The organism is Pseudomonas sp. NEEL19, assembly GCF_028751975.1.
Lineage (GTDB): Bacteria > Pseudomonadota > Gammaproteobacteria > Pseudomonadales > Pseudomonadaceae > Aquipseudomonas > Aquipseudomonas juntendi.
In genome coordinates this window covers 1,338,378-1,359,523 of the sequence record NZ_CP081491.1, presented here as the reverse complement: position 1 = coordinate 1,359,523, position 21,146 = coordinate 1,338,378, and the positions used below count along the sequence as shown (strand labels likewise).

At 63.9% G+C, this 21,146-nt stretch carries 16 protein-coding genes; 11 read left to right on the top strand and 5 right to left on the bottom strand.

The window, feature by feature from the left end:
- Positions 1-82: 82 nt before the first annotated feature.
- Complete coding sequence (locus tag K4A76_RS06155) at positions 83-847, bottom strand: FKBP-type peptidyl-prolyl cis-trans isomerase (protein ID WP_009686235.1); 765 nt, start codon at positions 845-847, stop codon at positions 83-85.
- Between the two features lie 270 nt (positions 848-1,117).
- Between K4A76_RS06155 and K4A76_RS06150 the strand changes: the two genes are divergently transcribed.
- The 11 genes from K4A76_RS06150 to K4A76_RS06100 all read left to right on the top strand — a co-directional run bounded on the left by K4A76_RS06150 (position 1,118) and on the right by K4A76_RS06100 (position 12,675).
- Complete coding sequence (locus K4A76_RS06150) at positions 1,118-1,855, top strand: AraC family transcriptional regulator (RefSeq protein ID WP_110678052.1); 738 nt, start codon at positions 1,118-1,120, stop codon at positions 1,853-1,855.
- A 199-nt stretch (positions 1,856-2,054) separates the two neighbouring features.
- On the top strand, positions 2,055-3,128 hold the full coding sequence (locus K4A76_RS06145) for an SDR family oxidoreductase (RefSeq protein WP_274411737.1): 1,074 nt from the start codon (positions 2,055-2,057) through the stop codon (positions 3,126-3,128).
- Positions 3,129-3,131: 3 nt separating this feature from the next.
- A complete protein-coding gene (locus tag K4A76_RS06140) occupies positions 3,132-4,388 on the top strand; it encodes an aspartate aminotransferase family protein (RefSeq protein ID WP_274411736.1) in 1,257 nt (418 codons plus the stop codon).
- Between the two features lie 9 nt (positions 4,389-4,397).
- The gene (locus tag K4A76_RS06135; RefSeq protein WP_110678046.1) at positions 4,398-4,841 is read left to right on the top strand and encodes a type II toxin-antitoxin system RatA family toxin; all 444 of its coding nucleotides are present in this window, start codon (positions 4,398-4,400) and stop codon (positions 4,839-4,841) included.
- 4 nt (positions 4,842-4,845) lie between these two features.
- Positions 4,846-5,991: an acyl-CoA dehydrogenase family protein gene (locus K4A76_RS06130; protein WP_110678044.1), complete on the top strand. Its 1,146-nt coding sequence runs from the start codon at positions 4,846-4,848 to the stop codon at positions 5,989-5,991.
- Positions 5,988-6,815, top strand: a complete 828-nt coding sequence (locus K4A76_RS06125) for an SDR family NAD(P)-dependent oxidoreductase (RefSeq protein ID WP_110678042.1) — start codon at positions 5,988-5,990, stop codon at positions 6,813-6,815. The genes K4A76_RS06130 and K4A76_RS06125 overlap by 4 nt, the downstream gene beginning before the upstream one ends.
- A 10-nt stretch (positions 6,816-6,825) precedes the next feature.
- Positions 6,826-7,797, top strand: coding sequence for a fatty acid desaturase (locus tag K4A76_RS06120; protein ID WP_274411735.1), 972 nt, complete (start codon positions 6,826-6,828; stop codon positions 7,795-7,797).
- Between the two features lie 41 nt (positions 7,798-7,838).
- Positions 7,839-8,639: a DUF3050 domain-containing protein gene (locus tag K4A76_RS06115; protein WP_110678038.1), complete on the top strand. Its 801-nt coding sequence runs from the start codon at positions 7,839-7,841 to the stop codon at positions 8,637-8,639.
- Positions 8,640-8,726: 87 nt separating this feature from the next.
- Entirely contained in the window at positions 8,727-9,791 is a 1,065-nt protein-coding gene (locus tag K4A76_RS06110) for an HlyD family secretion protein (RefSeq protein ID WP_110678037.1), read from the top strand.
- Positions 9,788-11,359: a DHA2 family efflux MFS transporter permease subunit gene (locus tag K4A76_RS06105; protein ID WP_274411734.1), complete on the top strand. Its 1,572-nt coding sequence runs from the start codon at positions 9,788-9,790 to the stop codon at positions 11,357-11,359. The genes K4A76_RS06110 and K4A76_RS06105 overlap by 4 nt, the downstream gene beginning before the upstream one ends.
- Positions 11,329-12,675, top strand: a complete 1,347-nt coding sequence (locus K4A76_RS06100; RefSeq protein WP_274411733.1) for a TolC family outer membrane protein — start codon at positions 11,329-11,331, stop codon at positions 12,673-12,675. Before K4A76_RS06105 ends, K4A76_RS06100 begins: the two co-directional genes overlap by 31 nt.
- Here the strand turns inward: K4A76_RS06100 and pcaQ are convergent.
- The 4 genes from pcaQ to K4A76_RS06080 form a co-directional block, all read right to left on the bottom strand.
- On the bottom strand, positions 12,666-13,598 hold the full coding sequence (gene pcaQ / locus K4A76_RS06095) for a pca operon transcription factor PcaQ (RefSeq protein ID WP_054912947.1): 933 nt from the start codon (positions 13,596-13,598) through the stop codon (positions 12,666-12,668). The genes K4A76_RS06100 and pcaQ overlap by 10 nt on opposite strands.
- Positions 13,599-13,770: 172 nt before the next feature.
- On the bottom strand, positions 13,771-14,133 hold the full coding sequence (gene nirD, locus K4A76_RS06090) for a nitrite reductase small subunit NirD (protein WP_054890372.1): 363 nt from the start codon (positions 14,131-14,133) through the stop codon (positions 13,771-13,773).
- On the bottom strand, positions 14,133-16,685 hold the full coding sequence (nirB, locus tag K4A76_RS06085) for a nitrite reductase large subunit NirB (protein WP_212623876.1): 2,553 nt from the start codon (positions 16,683-16,685) through the stop codon (positions 14,133-14,135). The genes nirD and nirB overlap by 1 nt, the downstream gene beginning before the upstream one ends.
- 295 nt (positions 16,686-16,980) lie before the next feature.
- On the bottom strand, positions 16,981-21,006 hold the full coding sequence (locus K4A76_RS06080; protein ID WP_274411732.1) for a bifunctional nitrate reductase/sulfite reductase flavoprotein subunit alpha: 4,026 nt from the start codon (positions 21,004-21,006) through the stop codon (positions 16,981-16,983).
- Between the last annotated feature and the right edge of the window lie 140 nt (positions 21,007-21,146).

The window sequence follows — 21,146 nt, the reverse complement described above, 5'->3', positions numbered from 1 at the left end:
GTATCAGCAGTGGCAGGTTCGTCCAAGCAGCTAAAACGAAAACGCCCCGTAAAGACGGGGCGTTTTCGGCAAACAGCCAGTATTACTTGGCAGGGGCTTCGGCAGGCGCTTCAGCGGGGGCTTCAGCGTCCGGCTCAGCGCCTTGCAGCTGGGCCGGGTCCTTGATGGCGATCAGTTCAAGATCGAACACCAGTACCGAGTTGGCCGGGATCAGCGGGCTTGGGCTTTGTGCACCGTAGGCCAGTTCAGCCGGGATGAACAGCTTGTACTTCTCGCCAACGTGCATCAGTTGCAGGCCTTCGACCCAACCCGGGATGACGCCGCTCACCGGCAGGTCGATGGGGCTGCCGCGCTCGACGGAGCTGTCGAAGACCTTGCCATCGATCAGCTTGCCTTCGTAGTGGACAGTCACCACGTCGGTCGGCTTGGGCTGCGGGCCGTCGGCTTTCTTGATCACTTCGTACTGCAGGCCCGAAGCGGTGGTGACGACACCCGGCTTCTTGGCGTTTTCCTCAAGGAACTTCTTGCCAGCAGAGGCGGCTTCTTCGCTGGCCTTGGCCAGGCGCTCTTCGGCACGTTTCTGCAGCGAGGTGAAGGCCTCTACCAGCTCTTCGTCCTTGATACGCTGTTCTTTCTTGCCAACGGCGTCTTCGATACCGAGGGCGACTGCTTTGGAATCAAGGTCTTCCATGCCTTCCTGAGCCAGGCTCTTGCCCATGTTCAGGCCGATTCCGTAGGAGGCTTTCTGCGCCGGGGTCTTCAGCTCGGGGCTGCTGGCCTGTTGATCACAGCCAGCCAGTACCAGGCCAACCAGGGCAACCGCAGCCGCCAAACGATGCTGTTTCATGTCATTTCCTTGTTCATGCGCCATAAGGGCAATCAGGGTAGAAGCCGCGAGCTTATCAGGCGTCCCCAACCCATGGCTACCGGCATAAGAGCCAACAAAGAGGGAATAGTTCCACAGCCTCGCGCACGGCAGAAAAGCCTGGATCAATGCAAAAAATCATTCGTCACGCTTTGTGTCGACCAAGATATACCAGAACGCTATCATCTGCCGCTTTCGGGGTACTGGCCCAAGTGCGGCCCAGCTATCCAGACCAGGCTTCAGGGATGCACGATGAGATGGGACGGCGCAGTAACTTTCGGTGAGTACTGGCTGGGCTACACCGGCAAGTCCGACCAGACTGCCGCCCACGCCCATGTCGCTATCCAGTTATGCATCGGCCTGCGCCATGACATCACCGTGGAGTTTGGCACGCAGACCCTCAGCGCCCCCGGGGTACTGATCGGGCCTTCGGTAGACCACAGGTCACTGCCCAACCCTGACCGCGTCGCTTTTCTGTACTTCTACCCAGATGCACCACTGGGCCGTGCGCTCAAAGCCTTGCTTGATGAAAGCGGTAAGACCGCGGTCAGCCAGGACATCGTCGATTGCGTGCGCCAAGCCGCCTGCTTTCATGAGGTGGTGGCTGCCTTGGAACTCAAGCTGGTGCCACCAGAAAGCTTCGACCCGCGCCTGACCAATGCACTGCACCTGCTACGCCAGGACTGGGCGGGCATTGGCGCGGTATCCCGCGCGGCCAGCGCGGTGGGCCTGTCCAGCCCACGTCTGCGCTTTTTTGCCACCCGGCAGATGGGTGTGCCGCTGTCGCAGTGGATCATCTGGCGCAAACTGGAGCGTGCCTGCCACGCCCTTGCACATGGTGCCAGCCTCAGCGACGCAGCGATCGCCGGTGGTTTCGCTGACCAGGCCCACCTTACACGCATGATGCGACGCATGGTCGGCATGTCACCAAGCCGCGTTGCCATGGTGCTGCGCAATACAAGCGATTCGTTCAAGAAACCGCAGTTGTAAATCGCCATCATCCCCTCCAGCCCGCGCCAACCGGGGTCTCCACCACCAGGCGCCGGGTCGCTTGCCGGCCGCCTGTAACCATGGGCACTCAGGTCGGCTTTTTTAATCGTTCCGGTCCTTGGCCCCCCGCGGCTGTCTGGCAGTCGGGCGCCGTGGCACATGCCACTTCATCAACCTAGCGAGCAAGGAGTGCTAGCCCATGTCAGGACCCTCACGGCTGACTGTTTTCCTTACCGGCGGCGCCGGCGTACTGGGCGATACCCTTATCGACCAACTGGCCGACCGCTACCACCTGGTCTGTCTGACCCGTCGCAGCAGCATCCGCCATCCCGGAGTGGAAACCTTGCGCGGGGATATTTGCCAACCACGTCTGGGGCTTTCCAGTGCGGACTACCTGGCCCTGATCAAACGTGTCGACTGGGTCATCCACTGCGCGGCTATCACCCGGCTGGATGGCCACGCCGAAGCAGTATTCTCGGTCAACTACCAAGGTACCGAACAGGTGCTCGAGTTCGTCCGCGACGCCGATGTGCCGCTGTACCACATCAGCACCGCTTTCACCCACCCATGCGCCTACCACCCCGGAGTCATGCCTTCGACCCCGTACGAAGTGGTCAAGCGCCAGGCTGAAAGCTTGGTACGTGAGGCCGGCGTGGCGGTGTCGATCTTCCGCCCGTCGATCATCATCGGCGACAGCCACAGCGGCCACATGCCGATGCTGCAAGGCTTCCACCTGACCATGGGGCTGATGATGTCGGGCTATCTGCCAATCATCCCGTGCCCAGAAGACGGACGTGTAGACGTGATCGCCCGCGACGTGGCTGCGGCAGCCATAGCCAGCGCATTGGACCAGCGCCTGATCGGCAACGACTATTTTCTTAGCAACGGTCCTCAGGCGCTGGATATCCGTACCCTGCTTGACCTCATGTGCGCCGAAATGCACGACCAAGGTAAGCCCTTCCAGCGCCCGCGCTGCATGAACCCGGACATCTACGAACGCCTGGTGCGCCCGGTGTTCCTGCCAGCCCTGGAAGAGAACATTCGTGCCGCCCTGGGTCGCGCCACCCAACTATGCCGCTACGCCAGCCTTCTGCAGCCGCTGCCCAGCTCGCTGGATCAACTGCTACCTGCCCAACGCCTGGCGCTGCGCTCACCGCGCCAGGAGCTGGCACTGACTTTGGCGCGACTGTCGCCCAAGCTATCGGCCATGCAACGCATGCTGAAGATTCCGGCAGCGGGTACAAGCCGTGGCGAACTGGCCATGGAGGCCTGAACGATGAACAGCTTCACCGCCCTGCCTGAAGGGCTCAATGGCGAGCGTGTGCGCGCGCAGTACCGTGACCATGTCAACGCTGGCTATGCCCGTCTGGCAGCAATGATGAACCTGCCTGTAGAAGTGGCCGGCGAAGGCGCCTACCTCTTCGACATGGACGGCAATCGCTACCTTGATGCCGGTGGCTATGGCGTATTCCTACTCGGCCATGCACACCCGCGCGTGGTCGAACCAGTCAGCCGCCAGTTGCACAGCCACCCGATGGCTAGCAAGCTGCTGCTCAACCCGTTCCAGGCCCAGGCCGCTGCAGCCCTGGCTGCAGTTTGCCCTGCACCGCTGCAGTACGTTTACTTCTGCAACTCCGGGACCGAAGCCACTGAGGCCGCCCTCAAGCTGGCCTGGTTGAACGGCTGTAAGCAAGTTATCTCGACCCATGGTGGTTACCACGGCAAGACCCTTGGGGCGCTTGCAGTAACCGGGCGCGAGCTATATCGCTCACCATTCGACGACCGCTTGGGCCACAGCCACTTCGTGCCATTTGGAGATATCGAAGCGCTGCGTAAGCAGTTGCAGGCCCAGCCCGAGCGCGCCTGCGTGATTCTCGAGCCTGTGCAGGCCGAAGCCGGGGTGATCGTGCCTGCCGCAGGCTACCTGCAACAGGTGCGTCGGCTGTGCGACCAGTACGGCGCGGTGCTGATCGCCGATGAAATTCAGTCCGGCTTGGGCCGCACCGGGCGCTGGTGGGCCTGCGATCACGAAAGCGTTACCCCGGACATCCTGCTTGTCGGCAAAAGCCTGTCTGGGGGCTGCGTGCCGGTTAGCGCCATGGTCTGCACGGCCGACATGCAGGCCCCGCTCAACCGCAACCCGCTGATGCACACCACCACCTTCGGCGCCAACCCGTTGGCTATGGCGGCAGTGATGGCGACCTTGCAAGTGATGCAACTTGAACAGGTGGTGCCACGTGCAGCCGCCCTGGGCGAACGCCTGCAACTGGGTCTGGCGGACATTCTCGGGCAACACCCGCGGGGCGCCGAAGTCCAGTTGCGCAGCACCGGGCTTTTGATAGGCGTGGAGTTCACCGATGCCGGGTTGGCGGCAAATATGGTCATGCACCTGATCGACCAACGCATTGTGGTCAACCACTCGCTCAACGCTCATCGGGTTATCCGCCTCACTCCGCCCGCCCTGTATAGCGATAGCGACGTTGAATGGCTACTCGGCGGTTTCGCCCGCGCCCTTGCCCGTACCTTTGAATAGGACAACGAAATGAAAGAAGTCAGCCTGAATGCCCATGTTCCCAGCCAGAGTGCCGAGCAGGTGTACGCCGCCATCAGCAACTTCAGCATCTATCCACAGTTATGTAAGTCGGTGCGCAACATCGAGATCGAAACGGTCCATGAGCACGAGGTTTTGAGCAACTGGGAAGTGAATTTCCACAGCGGCATCCTCAAATGGCAGGAACGTGACGTCTTCGACCCAGCCAACCTGCATATCCATTTCCGCCAGACAGCGGGCGACATCGACCACTTTTCCGGCTCATGGCAAGTCAGCGAAACCGCCGAGGGCGCCAGCATCGCCTTCAACTCCTGTTTCGATCTGGGTCTGCCGATGCTCGCCGACATGCTCGACCCGGTGGCCCGTCAGGCGATCCGCGACAACATCAGCGCCATCATCCATGGCCTGTTCCCGAACAGCCAGATCAAGGATTGATGTCATGCCTCTGTCACTCCTGCACAACGCCCGGGAAACCCTGCATCGCTTTGCCCCGGACTTTGCCAAGCTGCTGACCGAGCTGCCGTTCGAACAGCGCGAGGCCGCGGATAGTCCAGTAGTGGACTGGTTCAAACACACCGGGCCGGTAGCCTTGCTGGTGCCCCAATCTGGGGGCGGCCTGGGCGCCACCGCCCGTGAAGCATTGCAGGTGCAGCTGGCCCTGGGCGCCCTGTCGCCTTCGCTGGCAGTGGCCAGCACCATGCACCAGTTTTCCGTGGCCAGCCTGGTAACCGTTGCCACTAAAAGTGCAGGTACGGAAGGCCTGCTGTTGTCAGCGATTGCACAGCAACGCCTGTTGCTGGCCTCTGGCTTCGCTGAGGGCGTACCCGGCGGCGGCATCCTGGATGCCGGCATGGAGGCCGTACAATTGGCCGATGGCGTACGCCTGAGCGGCAGCAAGCAACCGTGCAGCCTGAGTCGCTCGATGGACCTGCTGACCGCAAGCTACAGCCGCGCCACCGAACACGGTGACGAACTGATGATCGCCCTTATCCCTGCCACCGCCCCCGGTATCAGCCATCACCCGTTTTGGGCCAATACTGCCTTGGCCGCAGCGCAGAGCCTGGAATTGCGGCTGGAAGATGTTTATGTGAGCAACAAGATGATCTTCTCTGCCGGGCTGAAATCGCAATTGGGCGACGTACAGACGATCGGTTTCATCTGGTTCGAGCTGCTGATCAGTGCCAGCTACCTGGGTGCTTGCATGGGGCTGGTGGAATGGGCCATCGACGAACGCCGCTGGAGCGACCATCAACGGGTACAACTGGCCTGCCAGCTGCAGTTGTGCCTGAGTGCGCTGGAGGGTCTGGCCCACGAGGTCGATCACTCGCAAGGCAACGCCGATGACTTGCTGGCGCGCCTGTTGCTGACGCGGTACGGCATCGAGCAGCAACTGGCCAGCGCCTCCGACCTGGCCCACCAGATGCTCGGCGGCCTAGCCTTCATTCGCTCGAACTTGGGCTGCGACTGGCTGGCAAGTACTCGCGGCCTGCAATTTCACCCACCCGGCCGCTTCAGCATGACCGCCAACCTTGACCACTATCTGCAAGGCGCCACCTTCAGCATTGCCAATGGAGCCCCCCTGTGAAACTGCTAAACAAGATCGTCGTTATTACCGGCGCCGCGCGCGGCCTGGGCCTGGAAACAGCGCGCAAGCTCAAGCGCCAAGGGGCAACCGTGATCGGCATCGACCGACTCGAACCCGACACGGCACTGAATTTCGATGCCTACTACCTCCTCGACCTGTGCGACCGCGAACGCCTGGACGAAACCGCCGACTCGATCCTCGAACGGTTCGGCGACATCGATATCCTGGTCAACAACGCTGGGGTGCTGACACTGGAACGCGGCGAATCGGGGGTCAACGAAGACGTGCGGCGCGCGCTAGAAGTCAATTTGCTGGCACCCTGGCATCTGACCTCACGGTTGTTGCCGGCACTGCTGCGCAAGTGCGGCAAGGTGGTCAACGTGTCGTCGCTGTTTGCCCTGGTTAACGCACCTTATGTGGCCGCCTATGCCACTAGCAAGCGAGCCATTAGCGCCTATTCAGATGTGCTTCGCATGCAGTACCCAGGGCAACTGGACGTGGTTACGGTATTCCCCGGTTTTATCGACACCGCCATCCACGACCCGGCCGAACGGGTCGGCCTGTCAGTCAAGCGCCTGGTCAGCTTCAAGCGCGGCGAGCGCGTCCTGCTGTCGCTGGAAGAAAAACTCGACGACGCTAGCGATGGTCTGGTGCGTGCCTGCACCCAGGATGGGCTGCGTAACCGCGGCCTGACGCTCCTAGGCAGCTTGGCCATGTATACCGCGCGCTGGCTGCCGAGCCTGGTCGATGCCTTCATCGGCATGCGCCTGCGCAGCCTGAGCAAGGCCGGGCAGTTGACCCTCAAGCCCGAGCTAATCGACTGAGAATAGGCCGATGACGCAACTGGCACTGGACAAACCCACGCTACGCCCGGCCCGCGACTTGCTGACGACGTCGCCGCTGGAAACCGCCTTGGTGGTCGGCTATGCGCTGCTGTTGTTTGCCGCCCCCTTGGGGCTGCTGGTGGCCACCCTCAAGCTGGCCCCGCAGGCATGGCCGCTGGCTATACCGCTACTGCTGCTGGCGGCGTACGGCCTCTTCCTGCAAGGCATCCTCGGCCATGAAGGTTTCCACTTCAACCTCAGCGACAACCGCCTCAACAGCTGCCTGCTGGCGGTGCTGTTGAGTTCGATGCTCACGGGGTTTTGTGTGACTGGCTACTTCGTCGACCATTGGCAGCACCATCGCTACAACGGTAGCCCCAAAGACCCCGACTGGCGTTTGCTGCGGCGCTACCGCTTGGCCCTGAGCCGGCTGCTGGTATCGCGCCTGCACGCCACTGCTTGGTACCTGCTGCAAACTGTGCGCCTGGCCCTACCCCGCGCCAACGTCAGTGGCACTCTACCGTTACCAGATCGGCAGATCCGCTTGCTGGCCAGGGCCAATCTGGCCTGCCAAGTGTTGTGGCCTACCCTGTGGCTGCTGCTGGCCGCAAAGTGGCCGTTGCTGTTGCCGGCCATTGCCGGGTGCCTGCTGTTGGCCCTGCTGATTTCGGCCCTGAACGCCTATCAGGAGCATGCTTTCGAAGCCAGCGTCGTCATGCCGGTGGCGCGCTCGCGCACTGCTCGGCTGAGCACCTGGCTGCACTTGGGCTCAAATTACCACCTGGAGCATCACCTGTACCCGCGGGTGCCGTGCTGGCGCCTGCCACGCCTGCATCGGCAACTGGTCGCCAGCGGCTGGTACGAGGGCCGCCAGGCACTGCTGGAACCGCATTTCTTCGGCGCTTTGCGCTACTGCAAGGCACGTTTTCCGTACGCCGGCGCCTGGCAGGCAATGCCACCGCGAGGCAATCACGGGCAGTGATCAACGCCCCCCGAGCCAATTTCACACTCAAGGAAAAGAGTATGTCTTTCGACGTAGATGAACTGATTGCAAACGAACGCCGCACCCTCCTGGCACACCCTCTGTTCACCCGCATAAGCACCTTGGATGACGTGCGCCTGTTGATGGAGAACCACGTCTTTGCCGTGTGGGACTTCATGACGCTGCTCAAGCGCATCCAGCGCGACCTGACTTGCGTCAGCCTACCGTGGTTGCCACCGCGGCATATCATTGCCGCCCGGCTGATCAACGAAATAGTCACCGGCGAGGAAACTGACGAGCACCCTGAGGGTGGTTTTATCAGCCACCTCGATCTCTACCTCAGCGCCATGGACGAGATTGGTGCAGACACCGGCCCATTTCGCCAGTTCCAGGCGCTGCTGCAAGCCGGTGTACCGCTGGCCCAGGCGCTGACTATGGTCGATATCCCACTGCCGGCCAAAGTGTTCGTCAGCAAGACGCTGGATGTCGCCCTGCATGGTTCCACCGAACAGGTACTGGCGTACTTTTTCTTCGGCCGCGAAGACATCATCCCCGACATGTTCGGCGGTCTTCTGCAACGTTGGGCCATCAATGAAGCCAGCGTGCCAATGTTCACCTACTACCTCAAACGTCACATCGAGATGGACGGCGATGATCACGGCCCTGCAGCCAAACGCATCATTGCCGAAATCGTCAGCGAACCGGCGCAACGGCAGACACTTGCGAAAAGCGCCGCCGACGCGCTGGTCGCTCGCACAGTACTTTGGGATGGGGTACTGGAGCAGTTGCAGCAGCGTGGGAGCGCGACCCTACAGGCCACCTGCGTGGCTGCCGCCAGCTGAGCATCACGGCCCTGCCTGTGCGCACCTGCGACAAAAGCCACAAGCAAGGGCCGATGGCCCATAACGACAAGGACGAGAGCGTGTGACATGACGAAAGGCAAGTCCGCCAAGTTGGCAGTATCGATACTGGTCATTGCAGGTCTGGCCGTGCTGGGGCTGCAACGCTGGCAGTACGCGAGGCAGTACGTCAGTACAGATAACGCCGAAGTGGACGGTGTGATCATACCCATCCGGGCCCGGCTGAGTGGCGTCGTAGTGCAGGTACCGGTGCATGAGAACACGCGGGTGAACGAAGGTGACCTGCTCTTTCAAGTACGTGACGACGAATACCAGCAGCGTGTTGAACAGGCTCAAGCCAATTACCTGGGCGCGCTTATGGCGACTGGTCAAGGTGGCATGCCTGGCCTGGTGGACAGCCAGGTCCGCGGCGCGGCAGCCCGTAGCCAGGCAGCACAGGCGACCATCGGTCAGTTGGCGGCCAGCGCTGGCCAAGCCCGCAGCGACTACCAGCGGGCACAGCGTCTGGCCGACCAAGGCGTGGTCAGTACCCAGGAGTTGGAAGCGGCACAGACTCGCTTCGCTGCGCTGAGCCATCAGTTGCAGGCGGCCCGCGACAACGCCAAGGCGGCCCGTGAGGGCACCTTGGCCAATCAGGCTGCACTGAAAGTTGAAGCGTACCGAATCAAGACCGCCGAAGCGGCGTTGGCCCTGGCCCGCATCGAACTGCAGGACACCCGGCATGCCTCACCCCAAGGGGGAGTGATCGTTCACAAGGATGTGCAACCCGGGCAGTTCGTAGTGGCCGGCCAGAAGCTGCTGAGTCTGGTCAGTACCGAGCACCTGTGGGTAGTGGCCAACTTCAAGGAAACCCAGATCGGCAGGGTACGTGTCGGTCAGCCGGCGCGCATCAGCATCGATGCCTTCCCAGGGCAGCAGTTCGCCGGCGTGGTGCACAGCCTGGTACCGGCAACGGGCGCGCGCTTCTCGCTGCTGCCACAGGAAAACGCCTCCGGTAACTTTACCAAGGTGGTGCAGCGGGTACAGGCGCGCATCGAGTTCCGCGAGTTGCCCGCCACCCTGCAGCAGGCGCTTGGCCAAGGCATGAGCGTGTTCGTCGAGGTCGATACCCGCAACAGCGGGCAAGCCCTATGAGGTCCCCGTGGCTGGTGGCCGTGACGGTCACCCTGATCTCGATGATGGAGTTGCTCGACGTGACGATCGTCAACGTCGCCATTCCCAGCCTGATGGGCAGCTTTGGGGCGTCGGTCGACGAGATTTCCTGGGTCTCGACCGGTTACATCGTCGCCAACGTAGTCATCCTGCCGGCCAGTGGCTGGCTGTCCGCCTGGTTTGGCCGGCGCCGCTACTACCTGGTTTCGTCGGCGCTTTTCGTAGTGGCTTCACTGGGTTGCGCGCTATCCCAGGAGCTGTGGCAGATGGTTTTCTGGCGGGTGATCCAGGGCTTGGCCGGGGGCGGCCTGCTGGGCATTTCGCAGGCGATCATCTACGACGTGTTCCCAAAGGAAAAAGTCAGCTCCGGCATGGCCTTGTACGGTGTCGGGGTAATGATGGGGCCCACGCTGGGCCCGTCGGTGGGGGGATACTTGATCGATGAATTTTCCTGGCACTGGATTTTTCTGATCAACCTGCCGATCGGGGCGTTGGCTTTACTGCTGGCGTGGCTGTGCGTGGGCGACTCGGCCAACGAGAAACGCCCGCACAGCATCGATTACCTGGGGTTCGTGCTGCTTGCCGTGGGTGTGGGCAGCTTGCAGATCCTGCTAGAGCGCGGCGAGCACTGGGACTGGCTGGAGTCGAACCTGAGCCTGCTGTGCTTGGCCCTGGCGTTGCTGGGCTTGCTGGGCTTCTGCTATTGGGAGCGACGCGTGGCCAATCCGATCGTCAACCTGGCACTGTTCAACAACCGTGAATTCCTGCTGGGGTCGGTCTGCGCCTTTTGCGTTGGCTTCGGCCTGTACAGCACCTTGTTCATGGTACCCCTGCTGCTGCAGACGCTACTCGAACAGAGCGCCTACCAAAGCGGCCTTGTCATCTTCCCCGGGGCCCTGGCCAGCGCGGTCAGCACTCTGGTAATCGGCAAGCTATCGCAGGAAAACCGTATTGATGAGCGCTACTTCATATGCTTGGGCATCCTGGTGTACGGCTACGCCATGTACCTGCATACGCAATTCACCCTGCAAAGCAATCCCGACACCCTCTACTGGCCGCTGATCATTCGCGGCTTCGGCCTGGGCATGATCTTCGTCCCATTGACCAACCTGGCCATGCGCCAGTTGCCGGGGCAGCTCATTTCCGTGGGCTCCGGCGTACTGAACCTGATGCGTCAGCTGGGTGGCAGCGTTGGCATCGCTATTGCCGCAACCTTGCTAACGCGTTTCTCCTGGGCCCGCTACCGCCAGTTGTCCGAACACGTCGACGAAAACCGACTGGTCGCCAGCGGCTGGGACCTGGCCAGCCTCGACCCACGGCGGCTATCCACCGACCTGACCAGCCCCGATCAGGCCAATGCCCTACTGGCCTTCATCCAAGCCCGGGAGCAGGCGCAGATGCTCGGCTTCAGCATGCTTTTCGGACTGCTCGGCGGCGTGATGCTGATCGGCGTGCCGATGGTGCTACTGATGCGCAATTCCCGCCAACCCAAGCCCTCACTTGCAAAGGAGTCCGCGACGTGTTCGGACAATGCACCCCCATCCGCCTAGCCTTGCTTGTGCTGACGCTGGTTTGCGCCAGCCCGGCCCAGGCGCGTGATCTATACCAAGCCTACCAGCAGGCCCTGGGGCATGACATGGCCTATGCCGCAGCCGAACAGCGCCAGCTGGCCGCAGCGCAGAAGGCTGAGCAAGGGTTGGCAACGTTATTGCCGCATCTGTCGTTTGAAAGCGGCGCAGCCTGGGTCGACCGCGAACACAGCGGTGCGCTCAGGCGCAACCGCGACAACACCAATGCCTATGCGCTGGTGTTGATCCAGCCGCTGCTGCGCTGGCAGAACGTGATCGGCCATGAGCAGGGCAAGGCCCAGGCCACGGCTGGCGAAATCGACCTGCTCGCAGCGCGCCAGGACTTGATGCTGCGCGTCGCCGACGCCTACTTCGAACTGTTGCTGTCCGAGGACCAATTGGCTACCACCCGCCAGCAGGTTCGAACCCTCGGCCGGCAACTGGACAAGGCGCAGCGCTTTCGCCGTGAGGGCTCAGGAACCCCGAGCGAGGTACAGCGCGTCCAGGCCCGCTACGACATGGCACAGGCCGAGCAGATTGCCGCCGACAATACCTTGCGCCTCAGTCAGCAGGCTCTTGGCCGGCTGACCGGGAGCACCCCGGGCGCCCTGGCCAGGCTCGATGAACAAGTCGCGTTCAGCGGCCCGCAACCGGCACGGCTGGCTGCCTGGGCGGACCAGGCCCGCCAGCATAATCTGAAGGTGCAGGCCGCCGAGGTCCGCCAACTGATTGCCGAACAGGAAGTGGAAAAGCAAAAGGCCGGCCACCTGCCCACCCTCGACCTGGTGGCCGCGCATGGCCGCTTTGCCTCGGTCGGTGGCAGCCTGTACGACGTGACAGTGCCCGAGGAGAAATACACACAAACCGTGGTTGGCGTGCAGCTCAGCGTACCGTTGTATTCCGGGGGCGCCACCCAGAGCCGCACCCGCGAAGCCCATGCCTTGCAAGGTGCCGCTCGGAACGAGCTGGAAGATGCACGCCGCGAGGCCGAGTTCATGGCCCGCCAGGCCTACTTGAACCTGACCGGCGGCATCACCCAGTACCAAGCCCTGCAACAGGCTCTGCGCTCCAGCCAGAGTGACCTGCGCATGACCGCACATGCCTTCGAGGCGGGCGCCCGGATAAGCAACGATGTGCTCGAGGCCGAACAGCAGCTGACCCGCACCCGCCTGCAATTGGCACGGCAACGCTATGCCATCCTGCAGGCGCAGCTACGCCTGATGGCAGCCAGTGGCAGCCTCAATGACGACAACCTCAAGGCGCTGAGCGCCCTGCTGACAGCGCCGGCTCAGGGGTAAACGCCCTCGCGGTACTGCCCGGCCACTTCGCGCAGCACTTCACACACCCACTGCCCCGGCAGGCTTTGCGGCAGGGCCGCATTACGACAGATGCCCACCGAACCACCGGGTTCACGCACCCCCAGGTCAAGTTCGACCAGCTCGCCACGGCGCAGGTCGAGCAGCACGGCATCGCGCGGCGCCACCCACACGCCGTCACTGCTCAGCAGGTAGCGCCGGCTCAACGCCAGGGACAGCGTTTCCAGGCGCTGCGCCGGCATCTGGATGCCGCATTGCACGAACAGGCTGTCGGCATGCTGGCGGATGGTGGTACCCGCAGGCGGCAAGACCAAGGGGTAACGCCCTACCTGGCCGCGCTCAACGGGTGTGCCGGCCAGCAGTGGGTGACCTGGGCGTACCACCAGGCTCATCGACTCGCTGTACAGGTGCTCGAACGACAAACCTTGGATTTGCGGGCTGTCGGTCATGCGCCCGACCACCAGCTCCAGTTCCCCCAGGTGCAGTTGGCCAAGCAGCTGTGCGCTGACCCCGGTGACTACCCTGATCACCAGCGCCTCATGACGCTGATGCAGGCGGCACAGCACTTCGGGCATGAGCAGGCCCTCGACCGTGGACAGCACGCCGATGCGGACCTGCGACGGCGCCCGTGCCTCGCCGCGCAGGCTGCTGACGCCATCGCGCAGGGCTTGCACGCTGGGCCCGGCATAGCGCATGAAGCGCGTACCGGCCGGCGTCAGCTCGACCCCTTGGCGGCTGCGCGCGAACAGCCGGGTTTCCAGCAGGTCTTCGAGCTCCTTGAGGGTCTTGGAGATCGCCGGCTGACTGATGGCGAGCACGTTGGCAGCCCTGGCCAGGCTGCCCTGCCGGGCAATCTCCAGAAAGCACAGCAGGTGGCGGTACTTGATGCGGGTGTCGAGGTTCATGCCGGCAAGCTTACCGCATCGCCACCTGTGGCGTATCCGGGTCGCGCTGCCTGTTCGGGCCTCTTCGCGGGCTTGCCCGCTCCCACAGAGTCATCGCAGGGCCTGAGGGCTGCGCTGTACCTGTAGGAGCGGGCAAGCCCGCGAAAGGGCCGGCACTGGCAATGCACGAGAATCAGGCCACAGCCAGTTCCACCGCGTCACCCTTCAACCGCACCGGCCACACCCGCAAGCGCTGCCCGCTGTCCTCCAGGCATTCCCCGGTGTGCAGGCTGAAATGCTGCTTGTACAAAGGCGCCGCCACCACCAGCTCACCCTGCACGCTCCCCACCAAGCCGCGGCCGATGATGTTGGCCCCGGAGCGTGGGTCGCGGTTGTCCACCGCGTACAGCGCCTGGGCTTGGCCAGGTAGATAGAACAGCGCCACCTGGGCACCGTCGAGCCACACCACCACACCGGAGTCGGCCACCAGGTCTTGCGCCCGGCACACGGCCTGCCAGTTCTCGCGTTTGTTCACAGCAGCATTGGACAGCATCATCAGACAACCTCCTCGACAGTGGGGATCAGGTGCAGCGGCGCGGCAGGCCGGCGTTGTTCGCGTTCACGCACGAAGTGCACGTCCGGGTCGGCGCGCTGGTCGTTGACAAAGGTCCGGAAGCGCTTGAGCTTCTCAGGGTCGTTCAGGGCGTTGGCCCATTCGCACTGATACTGGTCGACCACATGCTGCATCTGCGCTTCCAGTTCGCTGGCCAGGCCCAGGCTGTCGTCGATGACCACCTGTTTCAGGTAGTCCAGCCCGCCCTCGAGGTTTTCACGCCACACCGAAGTGCGCTGCAGCTTGTCGGCGGTGCGGATGTAGAACATCAGCACACGGTCGATCAAGCGCACCAGGGTTTCGTCATCCAGGTCGGTGGCAAACAGTTCGGCATGCCGCGGGCGCATGCCGCCGTTACCGCACACGTACAGGTTCCAGCCCTTGTCGGTGGCGATCACACCAATGTCCTTGCTCTGCGCCTCGGCACATTCGCGGGTGCAGCCAGACACGGCGAACTTGAGCTTGTGCGGGCTGCGCAGGCCCTTGTAGCGGTCTTCCAGGCGCAGGGCCATGGCCACGCTGTCCTGCACGCCGTAGCGGCACCAGGTACTGCCCACGCACGACTTCACCGTACGGGTCGATTTGCCGTAGGCATGGCCTGTTTCGAAACCGGCCTCGATCAACTCCCCCCAGATGAGCGGCAATTCGTGCAGCTGGGCGCCGAACAGGTCGATGCGCTGGCCGCCGGTGATCTTGGTGTACAGGTCGTACTTCTTGGCCACCTGGCCAATCACGATGAGTTTGTCCGGGGTGATTTCACCCCCCGGAATACGCGGCACCACCGAGTAGGTGCCGTTTTTCTGCATATTGGCCATGAAGGTGTCGTTGGTATCCTGCAGCGGCACCAGCGCCGGGTCCATGATCGGCTGGTTCCAGCAGGAGGCAAGGATGTTGCCCACCGCCGGCTTGCAGATGTCACAGCCGGTGTGGCCCTTGCCGTGACGTGCGAGCAATTCGCTGAAGGTGCGGATGCCCTCCACCCGCACCATGCCGTACAGCTCTTGCCGGGTGTAGGCGAAGTGCTCGCACAGGCTCTTGTCCACCGCTACACCGCGGGCCGTCAGTTCATGCTCGAAGACTTGCTTGAGCAAGGCCGCGCAGCCGCCACAGCCGGTTGCCGCCTTGGTGCAGCCCTTGACCGCAGCCAGGTCGCTGCAACCGCTGTCGATGGCGGCACAGACTGCACCCTTGCTGACGTTATGGCAGGAGCAGATGGTGGCGCTGTCGGGCAAGGCGTCGGCACCCAGCGCTGGTGCTGCGCCGCCTTGCGGCAGGATCAGCGCGGCGGGGTCGGCCGGCAGGGCAATGCCGTTCTGGGCATACTGCAGCAAGGTGTCGTAATAGCTGTTGTCGCCAACCAGCACCGCACCCAGCACATGCTTGCCGCTGGCATCCACCACCAGCCGCCGATAGGCGCTGTTGGCTTCGTCGATGAAGCGGTAGCTGCGTGCACCGGGCGTAGCACCGTGGGCATCACCGATCGAACCGACGTCCACCCCCAGCAGCTTGAGCTTGGTCGACATGTCGGCACCGCTGAACGGCACCGGCGCCTCGCCGCAGAGCAATGCCGCCAGGTTGCGCGCCATGCTGTAGCCGGGCGCGACCAGGCCGAACACGCTGCCGTTCCACGATGCGCATTCACCGATGGCAAAGATGCGCGGGTCACTGCTGCGGCAGTGCTCGTCGATCACTACCCCGCCGCGTGGGGCGATGTCCAGGCCGCAGGCACGGCCAAGGGCATCTTGTGGGCGAATGCCAGCGGAGAACACGATCAGGTCGGTTTCCAGGTATTGGCCACCGTCGAAGTTCATGCGGTAACGGTAGGCGTCGCCCTGGCTGATCGACTGGGTGGCACGCGACAGGTGCACCCCCACGCCCAGCGCTTCGATCTGTGCCTTGAGCGCTGCGCCGCCCTCGCCATCCAGCTGCACCGGCATCAGCCGTGGCGCGAACTCCACCACGTGGGCTTCCAGGCCGAGCGACTTGAGGGCGTTGGCCGCTTCCAGCCCCAGCAGGCCACCCCCCACCACCACGCCACGGCGGGCGCTGGCGGCGGCAGCGCGAATGCCATCGAGGTCGTCGAGGGTACGGTAGACCAGGCGGGCATCACCGCTGGAGCCCTCGATCGGCGGCACAAAGGGGTAGGAACCGGTCGCCAGGACCAGTTGGTCGTAGCCGTAGCGGCCTTGGGCGGTAACCACCTCGCCGCGCTCGCGATCGATCTGCAGGACCGCTTCGCCAAGGTGCAGGTGCACGCCGCTGGCGGTGTAGAAGTCGTGCTCGCACAGGGCCAGGGTTTCGGCACAGCTACCGCCAAAGTACTCGGACAGGTGCACTCGGTCGTAGGCGCGCTGGCGCTCCTCGCCGAACACCCGTACCTCGAACTGCTGCAGGGCGCCGCGGCTGACCAGTTGTTCGACACAGTGGTGGCCGACCATGCCGTTGCCGACGATGACCAGTCGCTCTCGTTGCCCGCTGCTCGCTGTTGCCTTCATAAGCCGATCCTCGATCAAAAAAAAAGCGCCTGGAGCCGAAGCTCCAGGCGCCTTTGCCTGTATTCATCACGGTAGGGGGCCCGGTTGATCGCCGTTGATCAGTGGGCTTTGTTGTTACATGGGCTAAGCAGGGAGTGTGCCAAGCCCGTTGCCGGGGGTGGACACGTTACGCGCAAACCCGCGCCTGCACGGGCCTGCACAGCGTTCCAGGCCTTTGCAGCAGCGGGCTCGCTCGCCCGCCACCCGGCATCGGCTGCGCACATTCACAGTGCACTGCAGCCCATCGCGGTGCACGTCAGTACACGTCACGCCGGTAGCGCCGGGCCTGGTTCAGGCCGTCGACGTAGGCATCAGCCGCCGCCGCATCCATGCCGCCATGCTCGGCGACAATCGCCCGCAAGGCCGCATCCACATCCCTGGCCATGCGCTGGGCATCACCGCAGACATAGAAGTACGCCCCGGCCTGCAACCATTGCCACAGCTGCGCGCCGTGCTCGAGCATGCGCGTCTGCACGTAGATCTTTTGCGGCTGGTCACGCGAGAACGCCGTGTCCAGCCGCAGGTGCCCCGTGGCTTGCCAGGCCTGCAATTGCGCCTGGTAATAAAAGTCGCTCGCAGCGTGCTGCTCGCCGAAGAACAGCCAGTTCGGCCCGCTGGCGCCGCGCGCTTCACGCTCTTCAAGGAACGCCCGAAACGGCGCGATGCCAGTGCCAGGGCCGACCATGATCAACGGCACACCATCGTCCTCAGGCAGGCGGAAGTGCTTCGACACCTGGGGGAAAATCGCCACCTTCACCGCCTGTGCCCGGTCGGCCAGGAAGCTGGAGCACACACCGTTGCGATCACCGTAGCGCACCGTGGAAACGGTCAGGTGCACCTGTTGCGGGTGCGCCAGTGGGCTGGAACTGATCGAGTACAGCCGTGGCTGCAACGGCTTGAGCAACGCGAGCCAACTGGCCAGTGGCAGTTGCTGCGGGAAGGCGCGCAACACATCGACCAGTTGCCGGCCCCACAACCACGCTTGTAGTTCGGCCTTGCACTCAGGCTGCAGCAGGCGCTGCAGGTCGGGGGCATTAGCGGCGAACACCTGCAGTTGCTGTGGGGTGACCTTGGCGATTTCCAGGTGTGCCTGCAGGGCTTCGGCCAGCGGCATGGCGGGCTGGCCCTTCAATTCCACCAGCGCCTGGCCGTCGAGTTGCATCAGCGCCAGCAGTTCTGCGACCAGCGCCGGACAATTGCGTGGCCATACCCCCAGGGCGTCGCCGGCGGCGTAGGTGAAACCGCTGCCACTGAGGTCGAAGACCAACTGGCGGGTTTCCTTGCTGGCACCGGGGCCGTTGAGCAGGCGGTTTTCCAGCAGGGTGGCCGCCCAGGGCCGCTGCTTGGTGTAAGCCGCCACGGGTACCGCTGCGCCGGCCGGCTGTGCCGCGGCGGTGCTGCCCAGGCTTGGCAGCAGCGCCTCCAGCCAGCCGGCAAACACTTCGTCGAAGTCGGGCTCGCAGTCCACCCGTTGCAGCAGGCGCCGGCCGCCCAGCTCGGCCAGCCGCTGGTCCAGCTTGCGGCCAAAACCACAGAACTGCTCATAACTGGAGTCGCCCAAGGCCAGCACGGCATACGGCAGCTCAGCACAGTGGCCGCCCTCCTCACCCTGCAACGCCTGCCAGAAGTTCGCGGCACTGTCGGGGGCCTCGCCATCACCGAACGTGCTGGTAATGAACACCACGCTGGCAGCGCCGCGCAGCTGTCTGGGGCGGGTCGCCTGCATGCAACTGAGCTGCACCTGCAAGCCTGCGCCGCGCAGGCGTTCGGCGCAGCGCTCGGCCAGCAGTTCGCAGTTGCCGGTCTGCGAAGCCCATACCACCTGGTGCAGCGGCTGGGCTGGCGCCGCGGCCGGTGCCTGGGCAGGGGTCGCGAACAGCCCGGCCAGCAAGCCGTCAACGAACATACGCCGGCTGGCCGGCAGCGGCGCACTGGCCGGCAGGCTGGGCACAGCGTCGGCGCGCGCCTGGGCCAGCCCCAGCAGAAAACCTTGCAGATAGTGGCGCTCGTCGTCGGCCAGCACCGGGGCGGGCAAGGTGTCCAGGCCTAGCAGGCGGGACAAGGTGGCGGTAGGCATGCTGGCAGGCTCGGCAACGGAGGTGTGCAGTTCAAGGGCATCGATACGCTCGCCGGCAACCCGCTGCAGGGCCACGGCGCAGTGCTTGAATGCGGGCTGCAACGACAGAGGGTCGAGCGCATCGCAGGTCACGGCATTGATGGCCAGCTGCTCACCGACCAGGTCGTTCCAGTGAAACGGCGCAAAGCAGTTGCCCGGCATGACCCGGTCGCTGATACGCGCCGGGAGCACGGCCTGCCCACGCCGCGAGCGAACGGCCACCTGGTCTTTCTCGGCAATGCCCAAACGGGCGGCATCTTCCGGGTGGATTTCAACGAACGGGCCGGGCTCCAGCTTGTTCAGCGCCGGTACCTTGCCGGTCTTGGTCAGGGTATGCCAGTGGTGCTGCACGCGGCCGGTGTTGAGCACCAGGGGGTAGGCGTGATCCGGCAACTCAGCGGCGGGCAACCAGGGCCGGGCGAAGAAGCGTGCCTTGCCACTGGCCGTGGGGAAGGCGATGGCCGGCCGCTGCCCTTGGTCATCGAGCAGCAGCGCCTGGCTGCTGCCATCGTTCAGGTAACGCAGCGGGCTGCGGTACTGCTCGCGCCCCGGGGCGCTGGGCCACTGCCGGGGTTGCTGACGCAGGTCGGCATAGCTGATGCCACGCAGGTCATAGCCGGTGGCCGGGTTGTGAAAGCGGCGAATTTCCTCATACACCGCCTCGGCGTTCGGGTAGTCGAAGGCCTCGCCATAGCCCATCGCGCAGGCCACACGGGCGATGATCTGCCAGTCCGGCAGACTTTGCCCGGGCGGCTCGACAGCGCGGGGCATCAGGGTCAGGTTGCGTTCGCTGTTGATCATCACGCCCTCGCCTTCGGCCCACAGCGCAGCAGGCAGCAGGATATCGGCGTAACGGTTGGTTTCGGTGTCGAGGAAGGCGTCCTGGGCGATCACCAGGTCGGCCTGGCGCAAGCCGTCGAGCACCTGCTGGCGGTTGGCGACACTGGCAACCGGGTTGCTGCAGATGATCCAACAGGCTTTCACCTCGCCGGCCTTGAGTTGCTCGAACAGGGCCACCGTTCCCTCGCCGGCTTCGCTGCGCAGGCTACCGGGTGGCAGTTGCCACTGCTGTTCGACGAAGGCACGGTCGGCCGCCACCAGCGCCGAGCGCTGGCCGGGCAAGCCGGGCCCCATGTAGCCCATTTCGCGGCCGCCCATGGCATTGGGCTGGCCGGTCAACGAGAACGGCCCGCTGCCAGGGCGGCAAATGGCACCGGTGGCCAGGTGCAGGTTGCAGATGGCATTGCTGTGCCAGGTGCCATGAATGCTCTGGTTCAGCCCCATGGTCCAGCAGCTCATCCAGTTGCCGGCGCTGCCGATCCATTCGGCGGCCTTGACGATGTCGGCCTCGGCCAGCCCGGTGATGGCGGCCACCCGTTCGGGGCTGTAGTCATCGAGCAAGGCGGGCATGTCGTCCCAGCCTTCGGTATGGCGGGCGATAAAGTCCGGTTGGGTGTGGCCATTGCGATGCAGCAGGTGCAGCAGGCCATTGAGCAAGGCCATGTCGCTGCCGGGGCGCAGCTGCAGGAACAGGTCGGCCTTGTCCGCCGTGGCGTTGCGCCGGGGATCGACGACGATCAGTTTGGCCCCCGCCTTGACCCGGTCGAGCAGGCGCAGGAACAGGATCGGGTGGCAGTCAGCCATGTTCGAACCGATCACCAGAAACACATCGGCGTGCTCGAAATCCTCGTAGCTGCCAGGCGGGCCGTCGGCGCCTAGCGACAGCTTGTAGCCGCTGCCGGCACTGGCCATGCACAAGCGCGAATTGGACTCGATGTGGCGGGTGCGAATGAACCCCTTGGCCAGCTTGTTGGCCAGGTACTGGGCCTCCAGCGACATTTGCCCGGACACGTAGAGCGCTACGGCGTCTGGCCCATGCTGGTCGATGATGCCACGCAGGCGCTTAGCACTCTCGGCAATTGCCTGGTCCATGTTGGCGCGCACTGGCGGCTGGTTGCGTTGCTGGCGCAGGTAGGCGTCTTCCATGCGCCCGGCCGCCGTCAGCGGCAAGTGGGCGGTAAGGCCCTTGGTGCACAGCCGGCCGTAGTTGCTGGGGTGCTGCTTGTCGCCGCTGATCTTGCCGACCTTGCCATCGGCAACGCTCATGACGATGCCGCAACCAACCCCGCAATACGGGCATACGCTGCGCACTTCGTTATTGACCATGGGCGGGCTCCTGTGGAAACGCAAAAAGGCGCCGGCTGCCCCGGCCTGCAGCAGCAAGCGGGGGCAACACGGCGCCTTTGTCGTGAGAATGTGCGGGCTGTCGACGTTGATGGCCCGGGATGGGAGGTAGCCAGCAATTA